The sequence below is a fragment of the Bradyrhizobium sp. 4 genome, assembly GCF_023100905.1.
Classification (GTDB): Bacteria; Pseudomonadota; Alphaproteobacteria; order Rhizobiales; family Xanthobacteraceae; genus Bradyrhizobium.
The window spans coordinates 5,675,621-5,688,662 of the sequence record NZ_CP064686.1 but is presented as its reverse complement, the minus strand read 5'-3'; the positions used below and the strand labels follow the sequence as shown (position 1 = coordinate 5,688,662).

Sequence of the window (13,042 nt, the reverse complement as noted above, 5' to 3'; positions counted from 1 at the left end):
CACGGCGAAACAGTCTGACGCGAGGGCCGATCCGTCGCTCGCTCCTTGTCAGGAATCGAGGTGTCACATGTCATCCAAATCACAAACCAGCGAAGCCCAGCAGACCACCAGCCATGACGTGATCCGGAAATGGGCGGAGGAACGCGGCGGAAAGCCCGCGACGGTCAAGGCTACCGAGGAGGACGGACACGCCGGCATCCTGCGCATCGATTTCGATCCGCCCGACGAAGGGCTCGACCGGATCAGCTGGGACGAATTCTTCGCCAAGTTCGACGAGACCGGCATTGCGTTCCTCCACCAGGACCGCACCAAGGACGGAAAGCCGAGCCGCTTTCACAAATTCGTTCGGCGTTGATCGGATCACCGCGGGTGTCGGGCGGTTGGACGGAGGCGATGCGGGCAGGCGAATTCGAGCGCGCCTGGGCGATCAACGATCGCGATCTGGCAACGTTTGCGTATCCACCCAAGCATACCGGGCCTCGTCACCTCCAGCGCATCTGGCGCGGCGAGGAGCTGAGGGGCAAGGATGTACTGGTCCGCTGTTACCACGGGCTCGGCGACACCATCCAGTTCCTGCGCTTCATGCGGCCGCTTCGTGACGTCGCGCGCCGCGTCACGGTCTGGTGCCAGGGCGAGCTTCTGCCGCTGGTCGAGCGAGCGGCAGGCGTCGATCGGGCTTTTGCGCTCCATGATGGTGCACCTGAGATCGACTTCGAGGTCGATATCGAGATCATGGAGGTGCCGCATGCCATAAGGGCGAGGCGGGAGCACGTCGAGATGCGTGCATCTTACGTATCGCTGCCGCCGGCGGTCGAGCAAGTCCGAGGTCTTGAAGTTGGAGCTCTTGCCGTCGGCCTGGTTTGGGAAGTCGGCAACTGGGACAAGCGAAGGACCATCCCGCCGTCCCTGCTAGGGCAACTTGCCGTTCCCGGAGTGACGCTCTGCTCGCTGCAACGCGGGGCCCGAGCGCCCGAACTGGCCGAGATCGACGCGAAGGACGTCAGCACGCCTGACATTACGGTTCTCGGTCGTCTCCTCCAGCGGCTCGATCTCCTCGTTTGCGTTGATACCATGGTGGCCCATCTTGCGGGAGCGCTCGGCTGTGACGCGTGGGTCTTGTTGCATGCGGATTGCGACTGGCGCTGGCCGTCATCCGAGTCCCATTCCCTTTGGTATCCGAGCCTGCGGCTGTTTCATCAGAGGACATCAGGCAATTGGGATGACGTCCTTGGAGAGGCGCGGGAGGCCCTGATTGCACGCTCCGCAAGTTTCCAACGTGTCGTCCGAAAGGGGCTCAAGCGAGCGCAAGGTCCGCCGTAAGTGGCCGGAGCCGCAATGACGACGCATCGTCGCGGCTGGACTGAATGCCCAGGTAAGTCGGATCGAATCTTGCGAGCCGCACGAGTCCCGGCCAGTCCGTAATCGTTACCGTCTTACCCTGCCATTGCAGGAGGTTGCATCGTCGCAGCTCCTGAATCGTGCGGTTGGCGTGGACCGGGGAGATGCTGCATGCTGCCGCAAGGTCCGATTGGGTAAAGGGCGACGGCAGCCTGAGATCTCTCGCCAGGCCGACGCTTTGCAGGCGGGTGGTGATCTCGCACAGCAGATGCGCCACGCGCGTCAATGCATCACGGCTACCCAGGTTCACTGTCCAGTTGCGCTGAATGGCGTGGCTGGTGAGCAGCATCAGCAGCAATGCGCGAGACATCGCGGGCGAACGCGCGGACAAATCGTGGAAGAAGCGGTGGGACACGAGAGCGACGATGGCAGGCCCGAGCGCGATCAAATTGCCGTCAACGCGAGGACGATAAAGCGTGTGCAGATCGGCGATGTCTCCGGGGACATGGATTGAAGTGATCTGCCCGTCTGCACTCTCTGCATCCTGCCAAGACAGATATCCCTGAAGGAGCAGACAGCACTGAGTGGCATCATCGCCATGCCGCAAAACGGCCTGGCGCGAACTGAGATGCGCGATTGTGCTTGCCATGTCCGCGAGCAGGTGGAGATCGTCGGCCGTTACGGGAGTGAGGCTCGCCAACCGGTCCGCGAGCTTGGAGAACGCAAATCCTGCCTGCATTGGTCGCCTAACAACTCAGAACCCGTCCCCAATCTGATCGATGAGAACGACAGAGCGCATTAAACTTTGATAGTTTCACTCCATGCAGGTCATGTTTGTCTGCCCAGCATGCGCCCAGAAGGGGGGACCATCGGTCAAACGGTTCCGGAACAGTAGACGGCGCATGCGATCGTCCTCAAGGATCGGACGATTCGGGAACCGGAAGCGCGAGGCGCGCTCAGGCGAAGCATCTGTGTTCTCGCGGCGGGATCCGCGGAGATCGCGCTAGTCATGCTCATACTGTTCCGAGAGAAACTGATTGATCGCGTCGAACGCCTGCAACCGGTTCTTCTCCAGCAGAACCATGTGCGTGCCTTCGCCGATCTCGACCCATCGCCGATATTACGCGTGTTTGTGCGCACCGAAATCGGCGTGCGTGACGCGTCCCCTACTCCAGGTCCACGCCGAGGGCACTGGGCGTGCCTATCAGCTGGTCACATGCTCCGCTGTGCGAGGTAGACAAGAGGTGCGATTCCGACCGTCCATGGCGGTTTTGACCCGCCACGGCTCTCGCCGCGACGGCGACGCATCATTTCCTGATCGTCCCCTATGGAGGCTCGTTCTGAAACTTGACGCGTGCGCAATCAATTGGCTTGTCAGCGTTGCCGCCATCGCGCAGGCGCCAGGCCGAATTCACGCCTAAACGCCCGGCTGAATGCTTCTCCGGATCCGTAACCCACTTCCTCTGCGATTTGGTCGATGGGCTTGCGTGTTTCTCGTAGGCTCACCTTGGCTGCCTGAAGCCGCCAGATGGTCAGATACCGGATTGGTGGCACCCCGATCAGGGTTGTGAAGCGGTCGACGAAGGCGCTCCGCGACATCGAGACTTCTCTCGCGAGGGACTCCGCGGACCACGGCAGCCCGACGTTATGATGAATGGAGGCGAGCGCGCGTCCGATTTGCGGATCGGCAATCCCCTTCAGCCATCCCCCATCTTGATCGGTGTATGTCACGGAATACTGGCGCATCGCCTCTACGAACAGCAGTTCGGAAAGCCGAGACATCAGGTTTGACGAGGCGAACCTGCCGGCCGTCAGTTCGCCGGCTGCATATCGCACTGAAGCCTCGATCCAGTCGCGTGCGACGCCCTCGCGAATGTTGAGCTTCAGCACTCTTGGCAGGGCCGCGATCAACGGATTATAGGTTTCCTCGCTGCCGAGAAACCCGCACACGATTTGCGCCGGCTCACCGCCTCCGCCGTGCAGAATTTTTGCCAGCCCTCCATCCACTGAGGGTTGAATGAGATGACGCGCGCTTGTCGGTACCAGACCCGCGTCGCTGGCCAGCGTATGAACATCGTTTCGCGGCAGCAGTACGATTTCCCCGGCCCGCACTTCAATGGTGGGTTCACCATCGACGCTGAGCAATAATTTTCCCGCGATGACGAAGTGGTACGCGATCAACAGCGACGGTTTGACTGCGAAAGTCCCGCAGTCCTCAGCGACGATCTGGGTATGCACGCTCCACGGCGCGGTGAAACGCGCATCCAGAAAAATCCCGCCAGTCAGGCGAACCGATCGAAGCACTTCCGATAGCGGATCGATCATTAGGCTAATCTCAGATTTGGACGATCGGTCAACTGATCCGGCTGGGCGATCATTCACCGTGGCGATCCCCGCGCTTATACGGGGCTCATGAATGAACTGCCAAGCAACCGATTCCTCCACGTTTCCTTGAGACGCTGTCCAGACGGTCAGGCGGACGCGGAACCGGTTGCGGAAGAACGGAAAAGCGGGACGCCACGACGGGGTTCCGGATGGCAACCGAGCAGACGGACATCTCGATCATGAGCATCGCGCAGGCTAACGCAACCGTCACTCCGTATATCGATTTCTGGAACGCAATACTGGCTCCGAAATTCAATGCGTGGCGGCACATCCTCGCCGGCGGCCTTCACCTGCATAGCGCTAAAGTATTCCCGTCGCTGCCGATCAGAGCCGGCGGCAGGGTCCTGGATGTGGGATGTGGCTGGGGCGACACCGCAATTGAACTTGCGCGGCGCGTCGGACCGGCCGGATCCGTCCTCGGCCTCGATTGCTGCAATGCCTTCCTCAACGTCGGCCGCGCCGATGCGAAGGAGGCAGGGGTGACCAATCTCAGCTTTCTCGAAGCGGATGTTCAGACCCATCCGTTCGAGCCGGTACATGATTTTTGCTTCTCTCGCTTTGGAACCCAGTTCTTCGAAAACCCAACGGCTGGCTTGAGCAACATGCGATTTGCGCTCAAGCCGGGTGGACTGCTGACGATGGTCGTCTGGCGCGAACGGGCGGACAATCCGTGGCTTACACTGTCGAAGGAGGTTCTGCTTCGTTACCTGCCCCCCGTCAGGGAAGACGCCGCAACCTGCGGCCCCGGACCGTTTTCCATGACCGATCCCGAGGCCGTGACTCGGCAATTGATGATTGCCGGCTACAGCGGCATCAGGTTCGAACGGATCGATGCCGAAGTCCTGGTCGGGCGAGATCTTGACGAAGCGGTCGCGTTTCAGCTCGCGATCGGTCCCGCAGGGGAAGTCTATCGCGAAGCCGGCCCGAAGGCTGCTCGCCTGTTTGATACGCTGGTGGCGGCCTTGAAGGACGAGTTGAAACAATTCGTCCGCCCTGAAGGCGTGATGATGAATTCAAGCTCTTGGATGGTCACCGCGCAGAATCCGGGATCACCGCAGCGGCCCCGGGGGTGACGTACCCGCGCCGGTCTCTGCTCGAAATCTCTCCATTGTAAGCACCGCCGCAGCCGCCGCGATCTGACGAATCGATGCAAAAAATTGAACTCTCTGGGAGAAGATTGATGGCGGGTCTAGTTGCGGTCCTCTACGGCACTGCCGCTTACGGGGTGACGCTGATCGCGTTGCTCTATCTCATTGGCTTCACCGGGAACCTAGTCGTTCCAAAGTCTGTCGATTCCGGGGCCATTGGTCCGGTTCTGCCAAGCATTGTTATCGATGTGCTGCTAATCGGACTGTTCGCGATCCAGCACAGCGTGATGGCGCGTCGGGGCTTCAAGCGCTGGTGGATGCGAATCGTGCCGGCTTCGGTCGAGCGCAGCACCTACGTGCTGTTCGCCAGCTTTGCACTGCTGTTGCTGTACTGGCAGTGGCAGCCCATCCCCACGCCGGTCTGGACCGTGAGCCACCCGGTCGCGGCGGGGGCAATCGACGCCATCTTCTGGCTGGGTTGGGTCGTGCTGGTGGCCAGCACGTTTCTTCTCAATCATTTCGAGTTGTTCGGCCTCAGCCAGGTGTTCATGCGCCTGTTCGGTAAACAACCGTCCGAAACCAGCTTCCGCACGCCGTTGCTCTACCGGTATGTCCGCCATCCGATCTATCTCGGCATCCTGCTCGCAGTCTGGGCCACGCCTGCGATGACGATCGGTCATCTGCTCTATTCGCTTGGCATCACCGCCTACATTCTGATCGGCATTCAGTTGGAAGAGCACGACCTGATCCAGCAGTTCGGCGACCGGTATCGCCGCTACCGCCGTCATGCGGCCATGCTCGTCCCGCTTCCAGGCCGAAGATTCGCTGCTTCCGAGGACGCCGACATCTGACCCAAGACGCTCGTCAAGACAGGCCAATCAGTCAGCAAGCAGGGTGGATTGAAAGAGCCTAGGCACAAGCTATCCGCGACTGGCACTTGCTGGGCAGGCCTTGATTGCCGCGTCCGCGCCAAGTGTCGCGCTATTTGGCGGGGTTCCAGGGCGGCGCGTTGTCCGTTCGCAGCCGTATCGACACGGGCGGGGCGGCGTGCGCATCGCGTTCTGATCAACTCATTTTCAACCTGAAGCGTCCGGCCAAGATGTCACCGATCGCACTGATCATCCTCCATTTGAAGGATGGCCGATATTCCCCGCGGCCCCGCTGGGACTCGATCAAAATGATTTGAGCGCGACACCGGCTCGATATCAGCGGAAAAGCTTAAAGTTGTTTCATAGCTATCCTCATACCGGAGCGCGTCGTCGAATGAACAGGGTTTCACATCCGCGGTCGGCTTCGGAATCGTCGCAAGACAATTCAGATGCTCAGCAGCAACTGAGCGACCTGATCAGCGTCATCTACGATGCCGCAATCGATCCCTCTCGTTGGGAAGACGCCATCGTCAGCATCGTGCAATTCGTTGGCGGCGCGGGAGGCGGGCTGTTCTGCAAAGACATTGGTGTTCAACACGCCACGGTGCCCCATCGCTTCGGATTTGACGTGCCGTTGCGGGTCGAACTTTTTCGGCAGATTTATTCCTCCGCGGAGGGTCACTTTCTCGGTGACCTCGAACAGCCGGTCGCGACGACCGATTTGATGTCCTTCGCAGCACTCACCCAGAGTGAACTATACCGGCAGTGGGCCGAGCCCCAGGGGCTTGTCGATTTCGTCAGCGCGGTTGTCGACAGAACCACGGTCAGCACAGCCATTTTTGGGGTCTTCCGCCACCGGCGAAATGGGATCGTAGACGAGCACGCGCGCCGGCAAATGAGGCTGATAGCGCCGCATGTCAGGCGTGCCGTCGTGATCGGGAAGATGTTCGAGTTCAAGGCCGCTGAACTCGCGACGTTCGTTGACACGTTGGACGGGCTCGGTGCCGGCATGTATCTCGTCGATCCCGGTGGACGTCTCATTCACGCCAATACGGCCGGGAATGCCATTCTCGACGCCCGCGATATTTTGAGTTCGGTGGGTGGGCGGCTGGTCGCCAGCGATCCGCAGATCGACCGCACCCTACGAGATGTCTTCGCCACCGCGGGGCAGGGCGATGCCGCACTTGGTATAAGGGGCATCGCGGTGCCGCTGACCGGCAGGGAGGGCGACCGCTATGTGGCCCATGCATTGCCGCTCACGTCAGGCGCGCGTCGGCGGGCCGGTATTGTTTACACCGCCACGGTGGCCTTGTTCGTTCGCAAGGCGTCGCTGGCCGTCGCTTCTGTTCCCGGAGCCATCGGCAGCGCGTTCAAGCTGACGCCGACCGAGCTTCGCGTGTTGCTGGCCGTCGTCGAGGTCGGTGGCATTCCCGAGGTTGCTATGGCGTTCGGGGTCGCGGATAGCACGGTTAGGACGCATGTCAGCCGGTTGTTTGAAAAAACAGGTGCCGCGCGCCAGGCGGATCTCGTCAAGCTGGTTGCAGGCTATACGACGCCGCTGGCCGAATAGGAGAGAGGTCGCTCGTTGCAGCACCCAGAAGCAGCAAATATTTGCGCGCTCCTCCCACGTTCGCAGGACGACACCCAAGCAGCGGTTGTTCAGGATGGCATGCGTCCCGCCGGCACGCGGTGGGGTAGGTGATCAGGCGTCCCTGCCTCGCCGCATCTGGACAGGAGTTGGGAGCGCAGCATGTCCATTGACGTCGAGGGCACGGTTTCTGCGGCGGGGCATGGGCGTAAAGCAGGGGCGGCGGCGCGCAGAATAGTGATTTGTGCCCTGGCGGCGACAGGCATTCTTGCAACCAACATCTTCTTGCCTTCGCTGCCGGTCATCGCGGCCGATTTGCATGTATCCAGCGCGGCGGTCACGTCGGCCTTCACGATCTTCCTGGCGATTTTCGCCATAGGGCAATTGATTGCCGGCCCGCTATCGGACCGGTTCGGGCGACGCATGCCGATCCTGATAGGACTCGGAATTTTCATCGCCGGTACGATCTGGTGCGCTTTCGCGCGCGATCTATCGAGCCTGCTGATCGGCCGATCGATGCAGGCTTGCGGCGCATGTGCGGCTTCGGTGCTTTCACGTGCGATCGCCCGGGATCTGTTCGATGGCCAGGCACTTGCAAAGGTCATGGCGTCGATCACAATGGCAACCGCGGCCGCCCCAGGATTTTCACCGCTGCTGGGGAGTGTGCTCGATCTATTCTTTGGCTGGCGCTCGGAATTTGCCTTTGTCGCGGCCTTCGCGCTCTGCACGGCTTTGGCCTATGCGACCTTCGTCGGCGAAACCAATGACGGCGCGCGTCGTTCTCTGAACCCGCTCAAAATTGCCGGGGCCTATCTGGAGCTTGTTCGGGATCGCCGGTTCGTTGCGCCTGCTAGAACCGCTGGACTGGTGATGGCCGGTCTATTCGCGATTTTCTCCAGCGCGCCGCGGGTGCTGCTCGAATTGTTTGGATTCTCGCCAATCACACTTGGTCAGCTATTTGCGGGCGTCGTCTTCCTGGTGTTTGCGGCCGGCATGCTGGCGCCTAGGCTATCGGCGCGGGTTGGTACCTGCCGTGCGACGTCGGTCGGTTTGGGATTAACCGTCCTCGGAGGCGTCGGGCTGCTTTGCGCAGTGCTGCTCGCGAACGGCGCGCTGCTGCCATTTCTGTTAGCGGCGTCCGTCTTTCTGTTCGGCGTCGGAGTGGTGAGCCCGCTGTCGAGCGCGGCAGCGCTGTCGCCGTTTGGCAGCAAGGCCGGTATCGCCGCAGCCCTGTTCGGATTCTCGCAAATGGCGGGCGCTGCATGCGGTGCCTCTCTCGCGGCGATTGTCGCCAGCGATCCGGCTGTCGGGCTAGGAATCGTGCTGACAGCAACGTCGCTGGTGGCGGTTATCCTTCACAAGCGGCGCTAATCTGAGGTGGATCTTGCCGAGAACAAAATGGGTTTGGTGTGAGGTTCTTTGCGGCGCCGTGGCATGCCACTATTGTCGAGCGGCGATGGCCGTGATCTCGAGTTTGACGCCGCGACCGAGATCGGCGACGCCGATTGCGGCGCGCGCCGGCAGATGAGCCTCTGCAAAATGCGCCTTCCAGGCCGCATTGAACTCTGCCTTTTCCTTGAGGCCGGCCATGTAGATGGTCACCTGCAAGACGTTGCTCAGATCGGATCCGAGGGTCTTGAGCAACTGCGCCAACTGCTCGAGGACGTCGTTTGCCTGGCCCGACATGTCGAGGCTCGTGTCCTCGGGGACGATGCCACCGATGTAAAGTACGCCATTGTGCTCGACTACTTCGTGGAGCAGACCTTCGTAGGGCAAGACGCGCTTGATCATGATGGGACCGATGTTGCTGTGTGACGGGCCGGGATATCGCACATTTCAATGTCAGTGTCGTCGCAAGAGATCTCGCGCCAGGTCTTGTCGGAAGACGGACCTGCACAGCTCTCAATGCAGACGGCTAACGCGTTGAAAATAAAAGTACAAATTGGTCGAAAAATCGCCGCCTGTCGTCCCTGCGAACGTTCGCCAATCTGTCTTTGCACGAGCGCCCGGCATTTTCGCCGGCCCAGACCCGACGACATCGAAGAGCGGATCGCTATACTGCTATCTTGGATGACATCGGTACGGCCGGGACCGCGCCGACCGGAACAAGGAATGCGACGATGGACGATACGATTGGCTTCCCCGACCCCGGCCTCGACCTCTCCGACGGTTTCAAGCCGCACACCTCGCATTGGGGCGTGTTCTCGGCACGTCAAGGCGAGGCCGGGCTCGAGGTCAGGGCCTATGCGGGCGATCCCGATCCGAACGGCATCATCGACAATTTTCCCGGCGCACTGCGCCATCAGGCGCGCATCACCCAACCTGCGATCCGCCGCGGCTGGCTCGAACGCGGTCCCGGTCCGGACGATCGCCGCGGCCGCGACGAATTCGTCTCCGTCAGCTGGGAAAAGGCGCTCGATCTGCTCGGCGACGAGCTGGCACGCATCCGTGACACGCGCGGCCCCGGCGCGGTGTTCGGCGGCTCCTATGGCTGGTCGAGCGCGGGCCGCTTCCACCATGCCCAAAGCCAGGTGCATCGCTTCCTCAACGTCGCCTTGGGCGGCTATGTGCGCTCGGTGAACTCCTATTCCTCCGGTGCGTCCTCGGTGCTGCTGCCGCAGATCCTCTGCGGTTACGAGGACATCACCAAGCGCAACGTCACCTGGGAGCAGATCGCGGCTGATACCGACGTCGTGTTGGCGTTCGGCGGCATGGCGCTGAAGAACTCGATGGTCGCAGGCGGCTCGATCAGCAAGCACGTCGAGCGCGGCGCGATGGAAGCCGCGCGCCGCCGCGGCTGCGAGTTCATCCTGGTCAGCCCGTTGCGCGAAGACCTGCCGGTCGAGGCCGGCGCCGAATGGATGATATGCGTGCCCGGCACCGACACCGCGCTGATGCTCGGCATCGTTCATACGATGGTCGCGGAAAACCTGCACGACCAGGCTTTCCTCGATCGCTACACCGAGGGATGGCCGGTCTTCCTGCGCTATCTCACCGGCGAGAGCGATGGCCAACCCAAGCACGCCGAATGGGCCGCCGCGATCTGCGGCGTCGACGCGAATACAATCCGCAAGCTGGCGCGCCGGCTCGCCGGCAAGCGTGCGCTCATCACCGTCTCTCATTCGCTCCAGCGCGCCGAGCACGGCGAGCAGCCGGTGTGGATGGGCATGGTGCTGGCGGCAGCGCTCGGCCAGATCGGCCTCTCCGGCGGCGGCTACGCCTATTCGTTGGGGGCGATCGGCTATTACGGCCGCCGCGTCAACGACGTGCCGGGGCCGACACTGGGGCAGGGCCGCAACGCTGTCCGCGATTTCATTCCGGTGGCGCGCATCGCCGACATGCTGCTCAATCCCGGCAGTACCTATCGCTACAACGGCGAGACGCGCACCTATCCGGATATCCGCCTCGTCTACTGGGCCGGCGGCAATCCCTTCCATCACCACCAGGACATCAATCGCTTGCGCAAGGCGTTTGCGAAAGTCGACACGCTGGTCGTGCACGAGCTCGCATGGACTGCCACGGCCCGGCATGCCGACATCGTGCTGCCCTCGACGATGACGCTCGAACGCGAAGACATCGGCTATTCCAGCAACGATCCCCTGATGGTCGCCATGCACCGGATTGCCGAGCCGTTCGGCCTTGCGCGCGACGACTACGAGATCTTTGCCGATCTCGCCGACCGTCTCGGCGCGCGCGAACCCTTTACCGAGGGGCGGACGTCACGGCAGTGGCTGGAGCATCTTTATGAGCCGACCCGCGCCTCGCTCGAAGCGCGCGGCCTGGAGGCGCCGAGCTTCGAAGAGTTCTGGCGGCGGGGCAGCTTGGTGGTGCCGCAACAGCCCGACGACGGCGGCCGGCTGCGCCGCTTCCGCGACGATCCCGTCAACCACGCTTTGCCGACGCCGAGCGGTCGCATCGAAATATTCTCTGCCAAGATCGCGGGTCATGGCGATGCGGATTGCCCGGGCCATCCGGTCTGGCTGGAGAAGTCCGACATGCCGAAGCCGGGGGCGCCGTGCTTCCTCGTCGCCAACCAGCCGGTGACGCGTCTGCACAGTCAGCTCGATTTCGGTGGACATTCGCTTCAAAGCAAACATCGCGGCCGCGAGGTCGCGCGCATGAACCCGCAGGACGCAGACGCACGCGGAATCAAGCACGGCGACATCATTCGGCTGTTCAACGCGCGCGGCGCCTGTCTCGCCGCGGTTCACGTCACCGACGGTATCGCGCCCGGCGTGGTTCAGCTCCCGACCGGCGCCTGGTACGACCCGATGGACCCCGAAGACGACGCGCCGCTCTGCGTGCACGGCAACCCGAACGTGCTCACACGTGACGTCGGCACCTCGTCCTTCGCGCAGGGCTGCACCGGCCAGCTCACGACAGTCGAGGTCGAGAAGTTCACCGGCAATCTGCCGCCGATCCGGGCTTTCGATCCGGTGTAGAAAAAAGGGGGCCGCCCTGTGGGTGCAGGGACAGCCCCGAGTGGCTCGCAGGCCCGGGAGGATGAGGGCGCGAGCGAATGTTCACGCGGCTGCGCTGATCCAGTCTCTCTCCGTAGAAGGACGACGCGGCGGGAGTGCTTGCACCTCTCGCCGTTCACCCTTGGTGGCGAGGCGCCAGCGTGCCGGGGATTGATCGCTGATGCGCTTGAACACGGTCGAAAAATGCGCCTGCGTGCTGAAGCCGACCGCAAGCGCGATCTCCGCCAACGGCCGGTCGGTGGTTGCCAGCAGCATCTTGGCATGCTCGATCCGGTGATTGAGAAGATATTCGCGGGGCCGGTAACCGGTCGCGACGCGGAACTGAGCCGCAAAGTGCATTCTGGATAGGCCGGCGACGTTGGCGAGTTCGGACAGGCTGATGCAGCGGTGGAAATGATCGGCGACATATTGCTCGACGCGCCGCAGTCGCCATTTCGGCAAGGCATTGACCCTGGCGCGTGGCAATTCCAGGCGCGCCAGATGCATCGCAAGGGTTTGACCGATGCAGCGCGTAAACTCGTGGTCCGCGGCGTCGCCAAGTTCGATTAGCGCCTTGGCAAGCTCGGCTGCGAGCGGATCGCGCAACAGGACGAGATCATTCAATCCCTCGGTCCCGGAAAATTGTGCCGGAAATTGGTCCGCGGAAATGTGAATGTGCAGGAAGGCGCATGGCGACTGGAATTGCACGGCAAGGGGCTTCGACGGCGCGGTGAGATACAGTGTGCCCGCGGGCATGGTCCCGTCGAAAATGACTTGGCGATCCCGGGTCAGTTTCGCCCGCGTGGTCTTGAGGGCGATGCCGACGAAATAGCGATCCTCAGGCGTCGTCGCTTGGTGCGACGAGGTGCTCCGCGGGTCTTCCCATCGCGAGATCGCGATGTCCTCTGCCACCGCGCCCGTGCGCGGATCGACCTGACGCCATTGATGCTCGCGAATGATCGCCTGTGTTGCCTGGGGGAGCTCGCAATCCCCCGAGGCGCCCAGAAATTCAATCCAGGCATCACCTGCCTGCAAATTGGTCAACATCGTTCGTCCTCTCCGGGCTTTCTCCGCTGTTTGCAACCAGCAAACGTGCAAAGCCCTGCTTTCCATGTTGAGAGGATAGGCGTGAGCTGACCTGCAAGCTCGTTAGTGGTGATTAGGATGTGTTAGTTTTTGTGGGAGCGCATCAGGTGCGGCATCCCGTCTCAGGAAGCGTCCTTTTTGTACAATTTATCAGATATTTGCGCATTCTCGATCCGACTCAGGAGAGCGCCGGACGTCGCGAGGAGATCGATGCGGCGGTGTGAGTTC

Annotated in this window: 11 protein-coding genes; 7 read left to right on the top strand and 4 right to left on the bottom strand. The window is 61.9% G+C overall.

Annotated elements, in window-relative coordinates; translation table 11 throughout:
• Window positions 1–67: 67 nt before the first annotated feature.
• Window positions 68–355, top strand: coding sequence for a hypothetical protein (locus IVB45_RS27115; protein ID WP_247290759.1), 288 nt, complete (start codon window positions 68–70; stop codon window positions 353–355).
• A gap of 38 nt (window positions 356–393) precedes the next feature.
• On the top strand, window positions 394–1,320 hold the full coding sequence (locus IVB45_RS27110; RefSeq protein ID WP_247359007.1) for a hypothetical protein: 927 nt from the start codon (window positions 394–396) through the stop codon (window positions 1,318–1,320).
• On the opposite strand, the gene IVB45_RS27105 is transcribed toward IVB45_RS27110, so the two are convergent.
• The gene (locus IVB45_RS27105) at window positions 1,295–2,077 is read right to left on the bottom strand and encodes a Crp/Fnr family transcriptional regulator (protein WP_247359009.1); all 783 of its coding nucleotides are present in this window, start codon (window positions 2,075–2,077) and stop codon (window positions 1,295–1,297) included. The genes IVB45_RS27110 and IVB45_RS27105 overlap by 26 nt on opposite strands.
• Before the next feature lie 635 nt (window positions 2,078–2,712).
• Window positions 2,713–3,663, bottom strand: coding sequence for an AraC family transcriptional regulator (locus IVB45_RS27100; RefSeq protein WP_247359010.1), 951 nt, complete (start codon window positions 3,661–3,663; stop codon window positions 2,713–2,715).
• Between the two features lie 209 nt (window positions 3,664–3,872).
• Between IVB45_RS27100 and IVB45_RS27095 the strand changes: the two genes are divergently transcribed.
• The 4 genes from IVB45_RS27095 to IVB45_RS27080 all read left to right on the top strand — a co-directional run bounded on the left by IVB45_RS27095 (window position 3,873) and on the right by IVB45_RS27080 (window position 8,639).
• Entirely contained in the window at window positions 3,873–4,796 is a 924-nt protein-coding gene (locus IVB45_RS27095) for a methyltransferase domain-containing protein (protein ID WP_247359013.1), read from the top strand.
• Window positions 4,797–4,903: 107 nt separating this feature from the next.
• Window positions 4,904–5,662, top strand: coding sequence for a methanethiol S-methyltransferase (gene mddA, locus IVB45_RS27090; RefSeq protein WP_247359014.1), 759 nt, complete (start codon window positions 4,904–4,906; stop codon window positions 5,660–5,662).
• Window positions 5,663–6,074: 412 nt separating this feature from the next.
• A complete protein-coding gene (locus IVB45_RS27085) occupies window positions 6,075–7,250 on the top strand; it encodes a helix-turn-helix transcriptional regulator (RefSeq protein ID WP_247359016.1) in 1,176 nt (391 codons plus the stop codon).
• Window positions 7,251–7,430: 180 nt separating this feature from the next.
• Window positions 7,431–8,639 carry a multidrug effflux MFS transporter gene (locus tag IVB45_RS27080; protein WP_051462638.1) on the top strand — a complete coding sequence of 403 codons (1,209 nt, stop codon included), beginning with the start codon at window positions 7,431–7,433 and terminating at the stop codon, window positions 8,637–8,639.
• A gap of 69 nt (window positions 8,640–8,708) precedes the next feature.
• Here IVB45_RS27080 and IVB45_RS27075 read toward each other — a convergent pair whose 3' ends face one another.
• A complete protein-coding gene (locus tag IVB45_RS27075) occupies window positions 8,709–9,059 on the bottom strand; it encodes a RidA family protein (RefSeq protein WP_247359018.1) in 351 nt (116 codons plus the stop codon).
• Window positions 9,060–9,388: 329 nt separating this feature from the next.
• Here IVB45_RS27075 and IVB45_RS27070 point away from each other — a divergent pair, with 329 nt between their 5' ends.
• The gene (locus IVB45_RS27070; protein ID WP_247359020.1) at window positions 9,389–11,710 is read left to right on the top strand and encodes a molybdopterin guanine dinucleotide-containing S/N-oxide reductase; all 2,322 of its coding nucleotides are present in this window, start codon (window positions 9,389–9,391) and stop codon (window positions 11,708–11,710) included.
• 81 nt (window positions 11,711–11,791) lie between these two features.
• On the opposite strand, the gene IVB45_RS27065 is transcribed toward IVB45_RS27070, so the two are convergent.
• Window positions 11,792–12,775 (bottom strand): AraC family transcriptional regulator, encoded by a 984-nt coding sequence (locus IVB45_RS27065; RefSeq protein ID WP_247359022.1) that lies wholly within the window; start codon window positions 12,773–12,775, stop codon window positions 11,792–11,794.
• Window positions 12,776–13,042: the final 267 nt, after the last annotated feature.

Coding starts and splice junctions, on each gene's coding strand:
- IVB45_RS27085 (WP_247359016.1), top strand. CDS start 6,075: ATGAACAGGGTTTCACATCCGCGGTCGGCTTCGGAATCGTCGCAAGAC.
- IVB45_RS27110 (WP_247359007.1), top strand. CDS start 394: ATGCGGGCAGGCGAATTCGAGCGCGCCTGGGCGATCAACGATCGCGAT.
- IVB45_RS27065 (WP_247359022.1), bottom strand. CDS start 12,775: ATGTTGACCAATTTGCAGGCAGGTGATGCCTGGATTGAATTTCTGGGC.
- IVB45_RS27105 (WP_247359009.1), bottom strand. CDS start 2,077: ATGCAGGCAGGATTTGCGTTCTCCAAGCTCGCGGACCGGTTGGCGAGC.
- IVB45_RS27080 (WP_051462638.1), top strand. CDS start 7,431: ATGTCCATTGACGTCGAGGGCACGGTTTCTGCGGCGGGGCATGGGCGT.
- IVB45_RS27095 (WP_247359013.1), top strand. CDS start 3,873: ATGGCAACCGAGCAGACGGACATCTCGATCATGAGCATCGCGCAGGCT.
- IVB45_RS27070 (WP_247359020.1), top strand. CDS start 9,389: ATGGACGATACGATTGGCTTCCCCGACCCCGGCCTCGACCTCTCCGAC.
- IVB45_RS27075 (WP_247359018.1), bottom strand. CDS start 9,059: ATGATCAAGCGCGTCTTGCCCTACGAAGGTCTGCTCCACGAAGTAGTC.
- IVB45_RS27115 (WP_247290759.1), top strand. CDS start 68: ATGTCATCCAAATCACAAACCAGCGAAGCCCAGCAGACCACCAGCCAT.
- IVB45_RS27100 (WP_247359010.1), bottom strand. CDS start 3,663: ATGATCGATCCGCTATCGGAAGTGCTTCGATCGGTTCGCCTGACTGGC.
- mddA (WP_247359014.1), top strand. CDS start 4,904: ATGGCGGGTCTAGTTGCGGTCCTCTACGGCACTGCCGCTTACGGGGTG.